The sequence below is a fragment of the Bradyrhizobium sp. AC87j1 genome, assembly GCF_002936975.1.
Classification (GTDB): domain Bacteria; phylum Pseudomonadota; class Alphaproteobacteria; order Rhizobiales; family Xanthobacteraceae; genus Bradyrhizobium; species Bradyrhizobium shewense.
In genome coordinates this window covers 84,592-100,395 of the sequence record NZ_PTFE01000006.1, presented here as the reverse complement: position 1 = coordinate 100,395, position 15,804 = coordinate 84,592, and the positions used below count along the sequence as shown (strand labels likewise).

Sequence of the window (15,804 nt, the reverse complement as noted above, 5' to 3'; positions counted from 1 at the left end):
GGCGGTGAGAACTCAGATTGCCGCTATGACCGGGTTGCGAAAAACAGCACCCGCAGGAAGTGCGTGTATTCGGATTCGAGCACCATGATCGACACAAATACCAATACCGCGATCGGCGGCAGCAGGATGGCATAGGCCAGTGCCAGTCGCTCCCAGGCCATGTGCATGAAGACTGCGACGATCAGGCCTGCCTTCAACATCATGAACAACAGGATCAGCGACCACCTCAGGTAGCCATGCAGGCCAAAATAGTCGACGAGGTAGGAGCACGTGCTGAGGACGAACAACCAGCCCCAGACCACGAGGTAGAGCTTGATCGGGTGCTGTTGACCGCTGGCGTGAACGGCTCCCGTTGCGACTGCGCCATGCGCCGGAGCGTGGAGCTGTCCTTCCATGTGTACCGCCGCGTTTGTCATGCGCCGACCTCACCAAAGATAGAAGAATGCAAAGATGAACACCCACACGAGATCGACGAAGTGCCAGTACAGGCCCATGATCTCGACGATCTCGTAATACCCCTTGCGGCTCGTGAAGAAGCCACGCCTCTCGACGTCGAAGTCTCCGCGCAAGACCTTCCGCGCAATGGCGATCAGGAAGATCACGCCGATGGTCACGTGGGTGCCGTGGAATCCGGTGATCATGAAGAAGCTCGCACCAAACTGCGGTGCGCCCCACGGATTGCCCCAGGGCCGGACGCCCTCCATGATCAGCTTGGTCCATTCGAAGGCCTGCATGCCGACGAAGGTTGCGCCGAACGCCGCCGTGGCCAGCATCAAGGCTGCGGTTCTGACGCGATCGCGGCGGTAGCCGAAATTGACGGCCATCGCCATCGTCCCGCTGCTGCTGATCAGGACAAAGGTCATGATGGCGATCAGGATCAGCGGAATGTGATTGCCGGCGATGTTGAGGGCGAAGACTTCGCTGGGATTGGGCCACGGCACGGTCGTCGACATGCGCGCCGTCATGTAGGAGAGCAGGAAGCAGCTGAAGATGAAGGTGTCACTGAGGAGGAAGATCCACATCATGGCCTTGCCCCAGGACACGTTCTTGAAGGCGCGCTGATCGGACGCCCAGTCGGCGGCGATGCCGCGCCAGCCTTCAAGCCGCGCAGTCGAATGGCCCGGATTTGTCAGCATGGTCTCTGCCATCTGGTCTCGCCTCCCTAGCTCAGCAATCGGCGACAGATGTTGACGAAATCGTCGGTCCAGCCCGTGAGAAGCCCGAGCAGCACAAGCCAGACCAGCAGCAGGAAGTGCCAGTAGATGGTGCACAGCTCCACGCTCAAGCGCATGTCGGCGATCCCGGCGCCACGCCACATCTTGGTCGAGGTTCGGCCCAAAGCGACCAGACCGCCCGTCAGATGCAGCCCGTGCACTGCGGTCAATAAGTAGAAGAAGGAGTTCGCCGGATTGGACGCCACGAAATATCCGGCCGCGCCGAGCTGTTGCCAGGCCAGAAGCTGTCCGCCGAGGAAGATCACGGCAGCTGCGCCGCCTGCGAGCAGGCCGATCATGACACCTTCAGCGTCGTCTCGGCGCGCGGCCACGTAGGACCATTGCAGCGCGACGCTGCTCAGGATCAGGACGCCCGTGTTGAACCACAGCAGCCGCGGCACGGGCAGCGTCCGCCAGTCCGCCACGTCCATGCGCATCGAGTAGGCGCTGATGAAGAGGACGAACAATGCGCTCGCGACGGCGAGAAACACGCCAAGTCCGATCTTTGCTGCCGGCCAGGTCATGGCGTCGCCGCCGGGGAAGTCACCGGCCGGACCTTCCTCCAGCCAGGGCCTGGCCGTCAGCCGCTGCTGCGACAGCCACCATCCGGCGACGACCGCGATCACAGCCACGAACAGGATGACGGCACTCACGAAGCAGCTCCCTGAACGACGTGCGTCGCGCGCGGCGGCTGGTTCTGCGGAATGAAGTCCTCCTCGGCGCCGGGTACGCTGTAGTCATAGGCCCAGCGGTAGACGACCGGCAGCTCCTTGCCCCAGTTGCCGTGCCCGGGAGGCGTCTCCGGCGTCTGCCATTCCAGCGTCGTCGCCCGCCACGGATTGCCGCCTGAGGCCTCACCTTTGAACAGGCTCCAGGCAAGATTGAACAGGAACACCATCTGGCTGAAGCCGACGGTCAAGGCCACCACGGAGATGAAGGCGTTCAGTGAATGGGCCGAGGACGGGATGAACGACGTATCTCCGAGTTCGAAATACCGGCGCGGAACTCCGAGCAGCCCAAGATAGTGCATGGGGAAGAAGATCAGGTAGGCGCCGAGGAAAGTGACCCAGAAGTGAAACTTGCCGAGTGCGTCATTGTACATTCGCCCCGTGACCTTGGGGTACCAGTGATAGATCGCACCCAGCACGACCATGATCGGCGCCACGCCCATCACCATGTGGAAATGCGCGACTACGAACATGGTATCGGAGAGGGGCACGTCCACGACGACGTTGCCGAGGAAGAGGCCGGTGAGCCCGCCGTTCACGAAGGTGATGATGAAGCCGAGGGCGAACAGCATCGGCACCCTGAGATGAATGTCGCCGCGCCACAGGGTCAGCACCCAGTTGTAGACCTTGATCGCGGTGGGGATGGCGATGATGAGCGTCGTGGTGGCGAAGAAGTACCCGAATTGCGGGAACATGCCGCTCACATACATGTGGTGCGCCCATACGACAAAGCTGAGCGCGCCGATGGCCACGATCGCCCAGACCATCATGCGGTAGCCGAAGATGTTCTTGCGCGCATGCGTGCTGATCAGATCGGAGACGATGCCGAAGGCGGGCAGGGCGACGATGTAGACCTCGGGGTGGCCGAAGAACCAGAACAGGTGCTGGAAGAGCAGCGGGCTGCCGCCACCATATTTCGACTGCTGGCCCATCTCGACCAGGGACGGCATGAAGAAGCTGGTGCCCAGCAGACGGTCGAGCAGCAGCATGACCGAGGCAACGAAGAGCGCAGGGAATGCCAAGAGCGCCATGACCGTCGCGGTGAAAATCCCCCACACCGTCAGGGGCAGGCGCATCAAGGTCATGCCGCGGGTGCGTGCCTGGAGCACCGTGACCACATAATTCAGCCCGCCCATCGTGAAGCCGATGATGAACAGGATCAGGGACGACATCATGAGAATGATGCCCCAATCCTGCCCGGGCGTTCCGGAGAGGATTGCTTGCGGCGGGTACAGCGTCCAGCCGGCGCCGGTGGGGCCGCCGGGCACGAAGAATGTCGAGGCCAGCACCAGCACTGCGAGCAGATAGACCCAGTAGCTCAGCATGTTCACATAAGGGAAGACCATGTCCCGGGCGCCAACCATCAGCGGGATCAGGTAGTTGCCGAAGCCGCCGAGGAACAACGCGGTGAGCAGGTAGATCACCATGATCATGCCGTGCATGGTGATGAACTGGAGGTACTGGTTGGCATCGATGAAAGAGAACGTGCCGGGGAATCCCAGCTGCAGTCGCATCAGCCACGACAGCACCAGGGCCACCAGCCCGATGGCCGAGGCCGTCAGCGAGTACTGAATGGCGATCACCTTGGCGTCCTGCGAGAAGACATACCGTGTCCACCAACTCCTCGGATGATAGAGCTCGACGTCAGGTACTTCGGCAGGCGGCGTGCCAGCGATCCCTTCATATGGAATATCGACCATAGAAAACCTCCTCGGTCGTTTCCATCGGGGGCGACGAGTTGGTCTCACGCACCCGATTCATCTTCGCGGCGGCGCCTTGCTACTTGCCGCCGGATTGATATCTCGCCTTCACGACGGTGTTTGCCGGCGACAATTCTGCAAACGTCTTCTGTTGCTCCAGCCAAGCGTGATATTCACGCTCTTCGTCGATGATGACCTTGGCCCGCATCTGATAGTGAGCCGCGCCACAAAGCTCCGCACAGAGAACGTCGAACGTTCCGGTTCGGATCGGCGTGATCCAGAAATAAGTCACCATGCCTGGAACCATGTCCATCTTGGCCCGGAATTCGGGCACGTAGAAATCGTGCAGGACATCAACCGAGCGAAGCAGAACCTTGACCGGCTTTCCCAGTTGAAGGTGCAGGTCGCCGTTCTCGATCACGACGTCGTCCTGCGCATGCGGATCGTCGCGATTGAGTCCCATTGGATTGTCGGAAGCGATGTTGCGGACATCGGATGTGCCCAACCGCCCGTCCTTGCCCGGAAGGCGGAAGCTCCATTGCCATTGCTGGCCCATGACCTCGACCTCGGTAGCATCCGCGGGCACGGTCACGAACTGGTGCCAGACCACGAGGCCAGGCGCCAGCATGGCCGCGACGCCGATTCCGGTCCCGACGCTCAGCCACCATTCGAGCTTTTTGTTTTCAGGATTGTAGTCGGCCCGTCTTCCCTCCTTGTGGTGAAAGCGGAAGACGCAATAGGCCATGAAGGCGATGACGGCGACGAAAACAAAGCCCGTGATCCAGAACGTGATGTTGATGGTGTGATCGATATAGGCCCAGTTCGTGGCGATCGGCGTCCACCACCAGGGGCTGTAGATGTGAAACAGCACCGAGCCTATCGCGACCAGAAGCAGTATCAGTGCGACAGCCATCCTGATCCATCCTTGCCATCAAAGGCTACGGATACGAATCCAGGGCGGAGCTCATGTCTGTCGCGATGGCTGGCCTTTCTCGGTTGGCACTTATGCCATCGCCGGCCTCTTGCCTCGCCCATTCCACTAGCCGCGAAATCAAGAGAATGTTCGCGACCCATCAACTCTAAGGGCGTCTGCGTCTAAAATGATACCAGCCTAACCCGGCGTCAATAGCGCAATGTAGGTGCCCCGACGTGGTGTTATGGCCGTGCTGGCAAGCCGACAAGCATCAGGCGCGCATATTGGGTCTGGGTGATGCAACGCACAAATCCGTGCCAGTGCACAATTCACTCAACCGTGAGTGCAGCCTTGCGCCGCAAGCGCTAAACTTTGCGAGGCAGGTCGCGACGGGTTCCGTCCGGCCAGGCTCGCTCGCTGAACCTGGGTTGCCGTACTCGCCCCATCGCGTTTCCTGCTCGTCAGGCGGACACGCGTGGCTGGAAAGCGCGTGTTATCGAAACCGCGATTTTCAGCACGGGAGGTCCGTTCATGGCCACTCTGTACTCCCACGACATCATCAGGCGGCACGTATTCGGCGAAGCGGCCTCCTATCCCATTCGCAAGATCAGCCTGTCCGATCTGACCGAGGCCCTGCGGCTGGGTTGGGAGGATTTCCAGGCGATGCCGAGTCACGCGATCGTCGTGTGCGTGATTTATCCCGTTCTCGGTCTCGTCCTGTTCAGGATGGTTCTCGGCTATTCGGTGCTGCCGCTACTATTTCCACTGGCCGCCGGCTTTGCCTTGATTGGCCCGTTTGCCGCGATCGGTCTCTACGAACTCAGCCGGCGTCGTGAGCGCGGCGAGGAGGTCGATGCATGGGATGCGGTCAAGGTGCTGCGCGCACCGTCGTTCGGGGCCATGGTCGAACTCGGTGTGCTCCTGCTGGTCCTGTTCGGGGCCTGGATCGGTGTCGCGAACGCAATCTATGTCTCAATCTTCGGTCATGCGGCGGCCGCGAGCATTCCCGACTTCGCGACGCGCGTGCTGACGACACCGGAAGGCTGGTCGCTCATCATCGTCGGTTGCGGTGTCGGCTTCCTGTTTGCGGTTGTGGCTTTGTGTGTCAGCGTCGTGTCGTTTCCGTTGATGCTCGACCGGCATGCGACTGCGATCGACGCGATCCGTACCTCGCTCCGAGCAGTAGTGGCGAACCCGGTTGGGATGGCCGGATGGGGCCTCATCGTCGCGGCGCTGCTCGTGATCGGCTCGATGCCGCTCTTCGTCGGTCTCGCCGTCGTTCTGCCGGTGCTTGGCCATGCCACCTGGCACCTCTATCGGCGGGTGGTCGAGCCGAATCCGAATCCACCGGACGCGCCGCCGCCGCCCCCGAAGGGAAGGCGCTACGCCGCGGACTTTCCGGCCAATCTCTTCCCGTGGAGCCGCGAGGGTGAGTGAGACGGGCGATTGCGCCCCATTCATTGCTGTCATCATCCGCGAAAGCGGATGATCCAGTACTCCGCGGCGCTGCGGTGCGCGCCAACTGTCGACACGGAGTACTGGATGCCCCGCTTGCCGCCTACGCTGAAGCTTCGGCGAGCCAAGACCTCAAACCCCGGCGAAGCCTTGGCGTAGCCGGGTCGCGGGGCATGACAGTTGAGCAAAAGGTGATTTACTTCTGCTGCTGCGGCAGGAAGGTCGGTCCGACCGAGCGGATCGGCTTGTTCTCTGAACTCGATGCTGCCGTGCCGGTATCCGCCGGCGGCGTCGCGGCCGGTGCATTCGCCGTCGTCGGCGCGGGAGCTGCGCCCTTCTTGGCGTTCGCAGGCGTGCCCTTGTTGAGCCGCTGCTGCTGCATCTTCTTGGCGCTCTCCTCGGTGACGATGATGTCGCCCTGCTGCTCGGCTGCCGCCTTGTCGTCGGCCGATTTCAGCGCGTCCGCCCAGGTCTGTCCAGCTGCCTTGCAGGAGCAGGATGGGTTGAACTCGCTGCGGAATTTGAAAGCGGTCGGCAGCGCCGTGTAGGGCTGGCCGCTGACCGAGACCGCGGAGTTCATGTCTTCGCCGGGATTGCGATGGGTGTAGAGCACGGCTTCCGCGGCCGGGCAGAGCGCCTTGCAGGTCTTCTCGTCGTCGGGGAAGCGCGCCGGCACCGTTGCAAACGAGACCGGGAAATAGGCGCCGTCGCAGGTGCGCACGCACACAGTGCGGTAGGTGCCGGATTGCGGCCCGAGATCGGAGGGCGGCACACCTTGCGGATTGCCCGCGTTGTTGCCGCCGAACAGATTGCTGAGGAAGTTGCCGCCGCCTTGTGACTGCACGGCGTTAGCATATTGCGGGCCGCAATTGTTCTGCGCCAGCGCAACCAGCACCGAGCGGCGCTGACTGTCGCGCTCCGGGCTGAAGCCGCCGCCGCCGCGCAGGCGCTCGAGATTGCCGGTGATCTGGTCCAGATTGGCGCGCATCTGCTGGATCTGGGTGTTGACCGGTCCGCATTGGGCCGACTGGCCGTTGAACAGTGAGAAGAAGCCGGAGGAATCGCAGCCCATGCGCTTGGCCTGCATGGTGACGCGGTCGAGCTCGGCCTGCTGCTTGGCCTGGGAATCCTGGTAGCGACGGATCTGGTCTTCGCGCGCGGGGTCACCTCCGCCGCCGCGGTCCAGCGCCGCGAGCTGGCCTTCCAACCGCACGCACATCGGATTGGGCCCAAGTCCGTTCTGGCCGGGCTGAGGCGGCGGTCCGGGCGGACCGGCCTGCGCGAAAGCGCCGGTGGCGAGCACGGCCGTGCTCAAGAGCACGGTGCAGGCAAGAAGCAAGCGAGCACGAGAGAGGGATAGGAATTCAGGCATATCCGCCATTCTAGCGAGGTCATGGCCCAATGTGACTTGGACTGAAGCGACTTGGACGCCGAAGCAATTGGGCGCCGAAGCGCGCCCTCCCAATAGCCGCTTCCTGCGGCATCGTCACGTCGTTTTGGGGGCCAATGGACCGGGCCTAAGCTGCGCCAGCTCCGAGCGAATTCAGCGCTGGCAAGTGATTGCGACATATTCGTCGCAATGGCCATGGGAGCAGTTTGCGCCGGATTTGGGGACAGAGCCGGTAATTTCGTCGGGGTCGACCCGGCGATAGCTTGATGCCTGGGCAAAATCTCGTGACTCGCAGTAGGTGCGGGCGACGGAGGCGCCGCATTTGTCGCCCTTGGCCAGGCACTGATCGACGCCGTAGCCGTCAGCCTGGTTGGCGATGATGAAGACGCGGGTCTCGGCGCCGGCATTGGATGCCGCGAGGATCGAGGCGCTGAAAATGAGCGCGAGCAAGGATCGCATGAAAATACCGGGAGGCAAAAAAGGGAACAATCTGGTTCCAGAATGGGCTCAAATAGTTAAGGATCACGAACCATCCCGGCGGGCTGCGCGCTTTGCGGACATAAAACGGCATTTCCGCGGCTCCCTTGACGCGGGGCCGCCTCATAGCCCATATGTGGCCGCATGAACGGTCTCCTCGCCATTTGCGCCATTTGCCGCGAGATTACGAGCTAGCGATTCGCTGGCTGGAGCCGTCTTTTCTCAAAAACATTGAGAGCCCTGGACGCCCGGCCAACAGCCGACGGGTATCCATATGGAATTGCGCCTTTACGATACGCTGACGAAGGAAAAACGCATCTTCGCGCCGCTCGATGCGGAGAACGTCCGCATGTATGTCTGCGGGCCGACCGTCTATGACTTCGCCCATATCGGCAATGCGCGGCCGGTGATCGTGTTCGACGTGCTGTTTCGGCTGCTACGCCATCTCAATGGCGAGGCGCACGTCAAATATGTCCGTAACATCACCGACGTCGACGACAAGATCAACGACCGCGCCGCGCGTGATTTCCCCGGCCTGCCGCTGAACGAGGCCATTCGCAAGGTCACCGAGCAGACCGGCAAGCAGTTTCACGCCGACGTCGACGCGCTCGGCGCGCTTCGGCCGAGCGTTGAGCCGCGCGCGACCGAGCATATCGCCGAGATGCGCGAGATCATCGAGCGGCTGATCAAGGGCGGCTTTGCCTATGCCGCCGAGGACCATGTTCTGTTCTCGCCGCAGGCAATGAACACAGCAAATTCCTCGCTGCCCCGCTACGGTGCGCTGTCGAAGCGATCGCTCGACGAGATGATCGCCGGCGCCCGCGTCGATGTCGCGCCTTACAAGCGCGATGCCACCGATTTCGTGCTGTGGAAGCCGTCCAAGCCGGGCGAGCCGTCCTGGCCGTCGCCGGCCGGCATCAAGGCCGAGGGGCGTCCGGGCTGGCACATCGAGTGCTCGGCCATGGCCTGGAAGCATCTCGGCGAGCATTTCGATATCCATGGCGGCGGCATCGATCTCGTGTTTCCGCATCACGAGAACGAGGTCGCGCAGACCTGCTGCGCCTTCCACCGAGAGCGCATGGCGAATTATTGGATGCACAACGGCTTCCTGCAGGTCGAAAGCGAGAAGATGTCGAAGAGCCTCGGCAACTTCGTCACCATCCATGAACTGCTCGCGGATTGGCCCGGCGAGGTGCTGCGCCTGAACATGCTCAAGACGCACTACCGTTCGCCGATTGACTGGACCATGAAGTCGCTGGAGGAGAGCGCCAAGACGCTCGACGACTGGTATCGCGTTGCCGCCGACGTCGCGCCCGGCGAGCCGGCTGCATCCGTGGTCGAGCCGCTGCTCGACGATCTCAACACGCCGCTGGCGATCGCTGCGTTGCATGGCCTGCGTGGAGGTGACGTGGGCGCTCTGGCGGGCTCGTTGCGCCTGCTCGGCTTCTTCTCCGAGAGCGCGGCGCAGTGGGAAGGCCGCAAGCAGCAGGCGAGCGGCGTCGATGCCAAGGAGGTCGAGCGCCTGATTGCGGAGCGGACGGCGGCCCGTAGCCGCAAGGACTTTAGGGAATCCGACCGCATTCGCGATCTGCTCGCTGCAATGGGCGTCGCGATCAAGGACTCCAAGGACGGCACCACCTGGGAGTTTTCGCGATGAAACGGCCCGACACGCCTTTCCCGCGGCACTGGATCTATTACATCGCGTTGAAGATCGCGCTGCTCGCGGGTGCCGTGGCGCTGGTGCTCAAGCTTTATGGGATGTGGTGAGGACGATGGGACAGACTTTGCCAAAGCCCGGCTTACGGCCGTTCCTGCCTGATGACGTGCCGGTTCTTGCCGCGATCTTCGCCGCCAGCATCGAGGAGCTGACTGGCGACGACTATAGTGAGGCGCAGCAGCAGGCCTGGATGGAGGCGGCGGACAGCGAAGAGTTCGGCAAGCACCTCGCGTCCGACCTGACGCTGATCGCGACGCTCGATGGTTCGCCGGTTGGCTTTGCCTCGCTGCGCGGCACCGACCACATCCGCATGCTCTACGTGCATCCGGCCGTCAGCGGGCAGGGCATCGCAACCCTGCTGGTCGACGCTTTGGAAAAGCTTGCCGGCGGCCGCGGCGCGCAAAACCTCTCGGTCGATGCCAGCGACACCGCACAGGGTTTTTTCGCCAAGCGCGGCTACGTCGCCATGCAGCGTAACAGCATCACCATCAACGACGAGTGGCTTGCCAACACCACCATGAAGAAGACGCTCGGAGCGGGGAAATGAGCAAAGAGCGCCTTTATTTGTTCGACACCACGCTGCGCGACGGCGCGCAGACCAACGGCGTCGATTTCACGCTGACCGACAAGCAGGTCATCGCCGCGATGCTCGATGACCTCGGCATCGACTATGTCGAAGGCGGCTATCCCGGAGCCAATCCGCTCGACACCGAGTTCTTCGGCAGCAAGCCCAAGCTCGCCCATGCGCGCTTCACGGCGTTCGGCATGACGCGACGGGCCGGGCGCTCGGTCTCGAACGATCCGGGTGTGGCCGGGCTCTTGGCAGCGAAGGCCGACGCGATCTGCTTCGTCGCCAAGGCATCCGCCTATCAGGTGCGCGTCGCGCTGGAGACGACGAAGGAGGAAAACCTCGCCTCTATCCGCGACAGTGTCGCAGCCGCGAAGGCCGCCGGTCGCGAGGTCATGCTCGACTGCGAGCATTTCTTCGACGGCTACAAGGAAGATGCGAGCTTCGCGCTCGCCTGCGCCAAGGCCGCCTTCGAGGCCGGCGCGCGCTGGGTAGTGCTGTGCGACACCAATGGCGGCACCATGCCGCACGAGGTCGAGGCCATCGTCACTGAAGTGACGAAACACATCCCCGGCGACCATGTCGGCATCCACGCCCATAACGACACCGAGCAGGCGGTGGCCAATTCGCTCGCCGCGGTGCGTGCCGGCGCGCGGCAGATCCAGGGCACGCTGAATGGGCTTGGCGAGCGCTGCGGCAACGCCAATCTCTGCTCACTGATCCCGACGCTGAAGCTGAAGCCGGAGTTTTCAGACGCCCTCGAGATCGGCGTCACGGCCGAGAAGCTGGCGACGCTTGTCAAGGTCTCGCGCACGCTCGACGACATGCTCAACCGGGTGCCGAACCGGCATGCTGCCTATGTCGGCGAGAGCGCCTTCGTCACCAAGACCGGCATCCATGCTTCCGCGGTGCTGAAGGACCCGCAGACCTACGAGCACGTGCTGCCGGAGACGGTCGGCAACCACCGCAAGGTCCTGGTCTCGGACCAGGCCGGACGTTCCAACGTCATCGCCGAGCTCGACCGCGCCGGCATTCCCTACGAGAAGAGCGATCCTAAGCTGACGCGCCTCGTCGAGGAATTGAAGGAGCGCGAGGCGGCCGGCTACGCCTATGAATCCGCCAACGCCTCGTTCGAACTGTTGGCGCGCCGTACGCTCGGCAAGGTGCCGCATTATTTCGAGGTCGAGCAGTTCGACGTCAATGTCGAGCAGCGCTATAATTCGCATGGCGAACGTGTCACCGTCGCTTTGGCCGTAGTGAAGGTCGACGTCGCCGGCGAGCACCTGATCTCGGCTGCCGAAGGCAACGGTCCCGTCAACGCGCTCGACGTTGCCCTGCGCAAGGACCTCGGCAAGTACCAGAAATACATCGAGGGGCTGAAGCTGATCGACTACCGCGTGCGTATCCTAAACGGCGGCACCGGCGCGGTCACGCGCGTCCTGATCGAGAGCGAGGACGAGAATGGCGACAGCTGGACCACGGTCGGCGTCTCCCCCAACATCATCGACGCCTCGTTCCAGGCGCTGATGGATTCGGTGATCTACAAGCTCGTGAAGTCGGGCGCGCCGGCGTAGGGTTTTGTCTCGTCATTCCGGGGCGATGCGGAGCATCGAACCCGGAATCTCGAGATTCCGGGTTCACGCTCCGCGTGCCCCGGAATGACGGTGGGAGAGGGTAGCGCGACCAATGATCGACCACATCTCCGTCGCCGTCAGCGATCTCGATCGCGCCGCGAAATTCTACGAGGCAACGCTCGCCGCCCTCGGCCTTTCGCGCCTCGTCACGCGGCCGCGCACGGTCGGTTTCGGCAAGGCCTATCCGGAATTCTGGATCAATCTACGCGATGCCATGCCGCGCGTGCCGCCCGAAAGCGGCGTTCATATCTGCCTGCGGGCGAAGACTACAAGCGAGGTCGATGCGTTTCACGCCGCAGCGCTGTCGGCCGGCGGCGCCTCGGACGGTGCGCCCGGCATCCGGCCGCATGATCGCGTGCGCTACTACGCGGCCTTCGTCACCGACCCCGATGGTAACCGGATCGAGGCGGTGACGTTTCCGAGCGAGTAGGGACGTCAGAGCTTGCGCGCGACTTCCGGGGCGAGCTTCTTCTCGGCCTCGTCGATCTGGGCTGCGGCCGCCTTCAGCTTCGGCAAGATGTCCTCGACCCGATCGGCCTTGAGGATGTCGACCGAAAGGCCGGCGCGGATGAACTCGGTCTGCCGCATGTGCGACAGCAGCGAGAACAGCGGCTCCCAGAAATTGTCGATGTTGGCGAGCAGCACCGGCTTGGCGTGACGGCCGAGCTGTTTCCAGGTCAATTGCTCGACCAGCTCTTCCAGCGTGCCGATACCGCCGGGCAGCGCCACGAAGGCGTCGGAGCGCTCGAACATCAAGCGCTTGCGCTCGTGCATGTCGGGGGTGACGATCATCTCCTGCACGCGTGTCAGCGCGTTCTCGCGCATCCGCAGGAATTCCGGGATGATGCCGGTGACGGAGCCGCCGTGATCGAGCACGGAGGTCGCGACCGAGCCCATCAGGCCGAGCGAGCCGCCGCCATAGACGAGCCGGACGTTGTTCTCGGCGAGCGCCTTGCCGAACGCCTTGGCGCCTTCGGTGAAGCGGGGATTGGTTCCGGGGCCGGAGCCGCAATAGACACAGACGGTTTTGATAGTGCTCATTGGTGCCATGATGCATTGCAGCGAAGAGGCGTCAAGCCCAATCGGTGATTCGATACTCCCGGAAATCTACTGGTAAATGACGGCAAACAATCAAAGATTCGCCATCTGGCGGGGTGCGCTGACATCGGGAAGGCTCTATATGACGGGCGAAAATCGTTAATCGCAGCGACGCCCGCATCCGGCGGGCTTTCAGGCTTTTTGATGGACCAACCTCAATCGTTCGACGGCGCCGACGTTCCCGATCCTCCTCCCGGCGACGCACCGGAGCGGGCGACGCTGATGGGCACGCTGGCGCATCTGTGGCCCTATATCTGGCCGGGCGACCGCTTCGACCTGAAGATGCGTGTGGTGTGGTCGCTTGTGCTGCTGCTCGCTGCCAAGTTGATCACGCTGACGGTGCCGTTCAGCTTCAAATGGGCGACGGACGCGCTGACCGGCGCCAACACGGCGCCGGTGCAGGCGGACAATTGGCACCTCTGGGTGATCGCCTCGCCGCTGTTGCTGACCGTGAGCTACGGCGCGATGCGCATTTTGATGGCGCTGCTGACGCAATGGCGCGACGGCATCTTCGCGCGCGTGGCCATGCATGCGGTGCGCAAGCTCGCCACCATCACCTTCGTCCACATGCACGAGCTGTCGTTGCGTTTCCACCTCGAGCGCAAGACCGGCGGTCTGACGCGCGTGCTCGAGCGCGGCCGCGAGGGCATCGAGGTCATCGTCCGCATGGTGATCCTGCAGCTGATCCCGACCATCGTCGAGGTCACGCTGCTGATGGCCGTGCTGCTCTGGCAGTTCGACTGGCGCTACGTGGTCGCCACCCTGATCACGGTCACGCTCTACATGTACTACACCTACATCGCGACCGAGTGGCGCATCGGCATCCGCCGCAGGATGAACGATTCCGACACGGAGGCGAACACCAAGGCGATCGACTCGCTGCTCAACTACGAGACCGTGAAGTATTTTGGCGCCGAGGCCCGCGAGGCGCAGCGCTACGACAAGTCGGTCGCGCGCTACGAGGAGGCGAGCGTCCACACCTACACCTCGCTCGCGGTGCTCAACACCGGCCAGGCCGTGATCTTCACGCTGGGGCTGACCGCGACCATGCTGATGTGCGCGATCGGCGTGCGCAACGGCACCAACACGGTCGGCGACTTCGTGCTGGTCAACGCCATGATGATCCAGCTCTACCAGCCGCTGAACTTCATGGGCATGGTCTATCGCGAGATCAAGCAGGCGATCATCGACATCGAGAAGATGTTCGGCGTGATCGGCCGCGAGGCCGAGATCAAGGACGCGCCCGATGCAACGCCGCTGGTCATCTCCGCCGGCACCGTGCGCTTCGAGGACGTGCGCTTTGCCTATGAGCCGACCCGCCCGATCCTCAAGGGCATCAGCTTCGAGGTGCCGGCCGGCAAGACCGTTGCCATCGTCGGTCCGTCGGGCGCGGGCAAGTCGACCATCTCGCGCCTTCTGTTTCGCCTCTATGACGTCTCCGGCGGCAAGATCCTGATCGACGGCCAGGACATCCGCGCGGTGACGCAGGATTCGCTTCGTGCCTCCATCGGCATGGTGCCCCAGGACACCGTGCTGTTCAACGACACCATCCGCTACAACATCCGCTACGGTCGCTGGGACGCCGATGACGCTGAAGTCGAAGAGGCGGCGCAGCTGGCGCAGATCGACCATTTCATCCGCATGTCGCCCAAGGGCTACGAGACCCAGGTCGGCGAGCGCGGGCTCAAACTGTCCGGCGGTGAGAAGCAGCGCGTCGCCATCGCGCGCACCGTCCTGAAGGCGCCGCCGATCCTGGTGCTGGACGAAGCGACCTCGGCGCTCGATACCCATACCGAGCACGAGATCCAGGGCGCGCTCGACCGCGTGGCGAAGAACCGCACCTCGCTGGTGATCGCGCACCGGCTTTCGACCATCGTCGGGGCCGACGAGATCATCGTGCTGGACCAGGGCCGCATTGCCGAGCGGGGGACCCACGCCCAGCTGCTCGCGCATGGCGGTCTCTATGCCAGCATGTGGAACAGGCAGCGTGAGGCCGAGGCGGCACGCGAGAAACTGGCCAAGATGGCCGATACCAGCGAGGCCCCCAACCGGGAGCCGCCGCCGGTCGATGACGCCCTGACGGCGTCTGCGGCAGCGGAGTGACCTTGTCTCCGGTCCCAACTCTGGCCTAAACAGGCCCGCGCGACGACCCGTGCCATTAACCCCGAGCGGCAGATACCGATGTCCATTCTCGATTCGATCCAGCGTCAGATCCCGCCGATCCACAAGGAGGGCTATCCCTTCATCGGCGGCTTTGCGCTGGCAAGCCTCGTCCTGTTCTGGCTGTGGTCGCCTTTGGGGTGGATCGGCACGATCCTGACCGTGTGGTGCGCGCTGTTCTTCCGCGACCCCGTCCGTGTGACGCCGGTGCGCGAGGGGCTTGTGGTGTCGCCGGCTGACGGCCGCGTCTCGATGATCACCATGGCGCTGCCGCCGGCCGAGCTCGGACTCGGCGACCGGCCGCTGCCGCGCATCTCGGTGTTCATGAGCGTGTTCAACTGCCACGTGAACCGCGCTCCCGTAGCGGGCAGGGTGGACCGCATCGCCTACCGGCCCGGCCTTTTCATCAATGCCGAGCTCGACAAGGCCAGCGAGGACAATGAGCGTAACTCGCTGGTCATCTCGACAGCGACGGCGCGGATCGGCGTGGTGCAGATCGCAGGGCTCGTCGCCAAGCGCATCGTCTGCTTCGTCAGGGAGGGTCAGGCGATCGGCGCCGGCGAGCGCTTCGGCCTGATCCGCTTCGGCTCCCGGCTCGATGTCTATCTGCCTGTGGGGACCAAGGCGCTGGTCTCGGAGGGGCAGACCGCGATCGCCGGCGAGACGATTTTGGCCGATCTTGCCGGAGACGACCCCAGCCGCGCCTTCCGCGCCAATTAACCAATAAGTCGGTCTGTGGGGGCCTTCCGC

The 15,804-nt window shown here is 63.3% G+C and carries 15 protein-coding genes; 7 read left to right on the top strand and 8 right to left on the bottom strand.

Annotation, left to right across the window (positions count from 1 at the left end):
* Nucleotides 1-23: 23 nt before the first annotated feature.
* The 5 genes from CV770_RS06035 to CV770_RS06015 form a co-directional block, all read right to left on the bottom strand.
* Nucleotides 24-416, bottom strand: a complete 393-nt coding sequence (locus CV770_RS06035) for a cytochrome C oxidase subunit IV family protein (protein WP_201759713.1) — start codon at nt 414-416, stop codon at nt 24-26.
* Nucleotides 417-425: 9 nt separating this feature from the next.
* Nucleotides 426-1,148: a heme-copper oxidase subunit III family protein gene (locus CV770_RS06030; RefSeq protein WP_104461657.1), complete on the bottom strand. Its 723-nt coding sequence runs from the start codon at nt 1,146-1,148 to the stop codon at nt 426-428.
* A 14-nt stretch (nt 1,149-1,162) separates the two neighbouring features.
* Nucleotides 1,163-1,867 (bottom strand): cytochrome c oxidase subunit 3, encoded by a 705-nt coding sequence (locus CV770_RS06025; protein ID WP_104461656.1) that lies wholly within the window; start codon nt 1,865-1,867, stop codon nt 1,163-1,165.
* Complete coding sequence (locus CV770_RS06020) at nt 1,864-3,642, bottom strand: cbb3-type cytochrome c oxidase subunit I (protein ID WP_104461655.1); 1,779 nt, start codon at nt 3,640-3,642, stop codon at nt 1,864-1,866. Before CV770_RS06020 ends, CV770_RS06025 begins: the two co-directional genes overlap by 4 nt.
* A gap of 79 nt (nt 3,643-3,721) precedes the next feature.
* The gene (locus tag CV770_RS06015) at nt 3,722-4,555 is read right to left on the bottom strand and encodes a cytochrome c oxidase subunit II (protein WP_104461654.1); all 834 of its coding nucleotides are present in this window, start codon (nt 4,553-4,555) and stop codon (nt 3,722-3,724) included.
* A gap of 531 nt (nt 4,556-5,086) precedes the next feature.
* On the opposite strand from CV770_RS06015, the gene CV770_RS06010 reads away from it, so the two are divergent.
* The gene (locus CV770_RS06010; protein WP_104461653.1) at nt 5,087-5,992 is read left to right on the top strand and encodes a DUF2189 domain-containing protein; all 906 of its coding nucleotides are present in this window, start codon (nt 5,087-5,089) and stop codon (nt 5,990-5,992) included.
* Nucleotides 5,993-6,206: 214 nt separating this feature from the next.
* Here CV770_RS06010 and CV770_RS06005 read toward each other — a convergent pair whose 3' ends face one another.
* Together CV770_RS06005 and CV770_RS06000 are read right to left on the bottom strand one after the other, a co-directional pair.
* Nucleotides 6,207-7,391, bottom strand: coding sequence for a DUF2865 domain-containing protein (locus CV770_RS06005; protein WP_104461652.1), 1,185 nt, complete (start codon nt 7,389-7,391; stop codon nt 6,207-6,209).
* A 162-nt stretch (nt 7,392-7,553) separates the two neighbouring features.
* On the bottom strand, nt 7,554-7,859 hold the full coding sequence (locus CV770_RS06000) for a hypothetical protein (protein WP_201759712.1): 306 nt from the start codon (nt 7,857-7,859) through the stop codon (nt 7,554-7,556).
* Between the two features lie 292 nt (nt 7,860-8,151).
* On the opposite strand from CV770_RS06000, the gene cysS reads away from it, so the two are divergent.
* The 4 genes from cysS to CV770_RS05980 all read left to right on the top strand — a co-directional run bounded on the left by cysS (nt 8,152) and on the right by CV770_RS05980 (nt 12,226).
* Nucleotides 8,152-9,534, top strand: a complete 1,383-nt coding sequence (cysS, locus tag CV770_RS05995) for a cysteine--tRNA ligase (protein ID WP_104461650.1) — start codon at nt 8,152-8,154, stop codon at nt 9,532-9,534.
* Between the two features lie 115 nt (nt 9,535-9,649).
* Nucleotides 9,650-10,141 (top strand): GNAT family N-acetyltransferase, encoded by a 492-nt coding sequence (locus tag CV770_RS05990; protein ID WP_201759711.1) that lies wholly within the window; start codon nt 9,650-9,652, stop codon nt 10,139-10,141.
* Nucleotides 10,138-11,736 carry a citramalate synthase gene (gene cimA, locus CV770_RS05985; protein WP_104461648.1) on the top strand — a complete coding sequence of 533 codons (1,599 nt, stop codon included), beginning with the start codon at nt 10,138-10,140 and terminating at the stop codon, nt 11,734-11,736. Before CV770_RS05990 ends, cimA begins: the two co-directional genes overlap by 4 nt.
* Before the next feature lie 112 nt (nt 11,737-11,848).
* On the top strand, nt 11,849-12,226 hold the full coding sequence (locus CV770_RS05980; RefSeq protein ID WP_104461647.1) for a VOC family protein: 378 nt from the start codon (nt 11,849-11,851) through the stop codon (nt 12,224-12,226).
* Between the two features lie 5 nt (nt 12,227-12,231).
* Here the strand turns inward: CV770_RS05980 and CV770_RS05975 are convergent, their stop codons facing one another.
* Nucleotides 12,232-12,837, bottom strand: a complete 606-nt coding sequence (locus CV770_RS05975) for an LOG family protein (protein WP_165637158.1) — start codon at nt 12,835-12,837, stop codon at nt 12,232-12,234.
* A gap of 201 nt (nt 12,838-13,038) precedes the next feature.
* On the opposite strand from CV770_RS05975, the gene CV770_RS05970 reads away from it, so the two are divergent.
* Both CV770_RS05970 and CV770_RS05965 read left to right on the top strand, forming a co-directional pair.
* Complete coding sequence (locus CV770_RS05970; protein ID WP_104461646.1) at nt 13,039-14,997, top strand: ABCB family ABC transporter ATP-binding protein/permease; 1,959 nt, start codon at nt 13,039-13,041, stop codon at nt 14,995-14,997.
* A 54-nt stretch (nt 14,998-15,051) separates the two neighbouring features.
* Nucleotides 15,052-15,774, top strand: a complete 723-nt coding sequence (locus CV770_RS05965; protein WP_283811283.1) for a phosphatidylserine decarboxylase — start codon at nt 15,052-15,054, stop codon at nt 15,772-15,774.
* Nucleotides 15,775-15,804 lie beyond the last annotated feature (30 nt).

Bases quoted from the DNA above. Each gene is read 5' to 3' on its own strand.
- CV770_RS06035 (WP_201759713.1), bottom strand. From the start codon at position 416: ATGACAAACGCGGCGGTACACATGGAAGGACAGCTCCACGCTCCGGCG.
- CV770_RS06030 (WP_104461657.1), bottom strand. From the start codon at position 1,148: ATGGCAGAGACCATGCTGACAAATCCGGGCCATTCGACTGCGCGGCTT.
- CV770_RS06020 (WP_104461655.1), bottom strand. From the start codon at position 3,642: ATGGTCGATATTCCATATGAAGGGATCGCTGGCACGCCGCCTGCCGAA.
- CV770_RS06015 (WP_104461654.1), bottom strand. From the start codon at position 4,555: ATGGCTGTCGCACTGATACTGCTTCTGGTCGCGATAGGCTCGGTGCTG.
- CV770_RS06010 (WP_104461653.1), top strand. From the start codon at position 5,087: ATGGCCACTCTGTACTCCCACGACATCATCAGGCGGCACGTATTCGGC.
- CV770_RS06005 (WP_104461652.1), bottom strand. From the start codon at position 7,391: ATGGCGGATATGCCTGAATTCCTATCCCTCTCTCGTGCTCGCTTGCTT.
- CV770_RS06000 (WP_201759712.1), bottom strand. From the start codon at position 7,859: ATGCGATCCTTGCTCGCGCTCATTTTCAGCGCCTCGATCCTCGCGGCA.
- cysS (WP_104461650.1), top strand. From the start codon at position 8,152: ATGGAATTGCGCCTTTACGATACGCTGACGAAGGAAAAACGCATCTTC.
- CV770_RS05990 (WP_201759711.1), top strand. From the start codon at position 9,650: ATGGGACAGACTTTGCCAAAGCCCGGCTTACGGCCGTTCCTGCCTGAT.
- cimA (WP_104461648.1), top strand. From the start codon at position 10,138: ATGAGCAAAGAGCGCCTTTATTTGTTCGACACCACGCTGCGCGACGGC.
- CV770_RS05980 (WP_104461647.1), top strand. From the start codon at position 11,849: ATGATCGACCACATCTCCGTCGCCGTCAGCGATCTCGATCGCGCCGCG.
- CV770_RS05975 (WP_165637158.1), bottom strand. From the start codon at position 12,837: ATGAGCACTATCAAAACCGTCTGTGTCTATTGCGGCTCCGGCCCCGGA.
- CV770_RS05970 (WP_104461646.1), top strand. From the start codon at position 13,039: ATGGACCAACCTCAATCGTTCGACGGCGCCGACGTTCCCGATCCTCCT.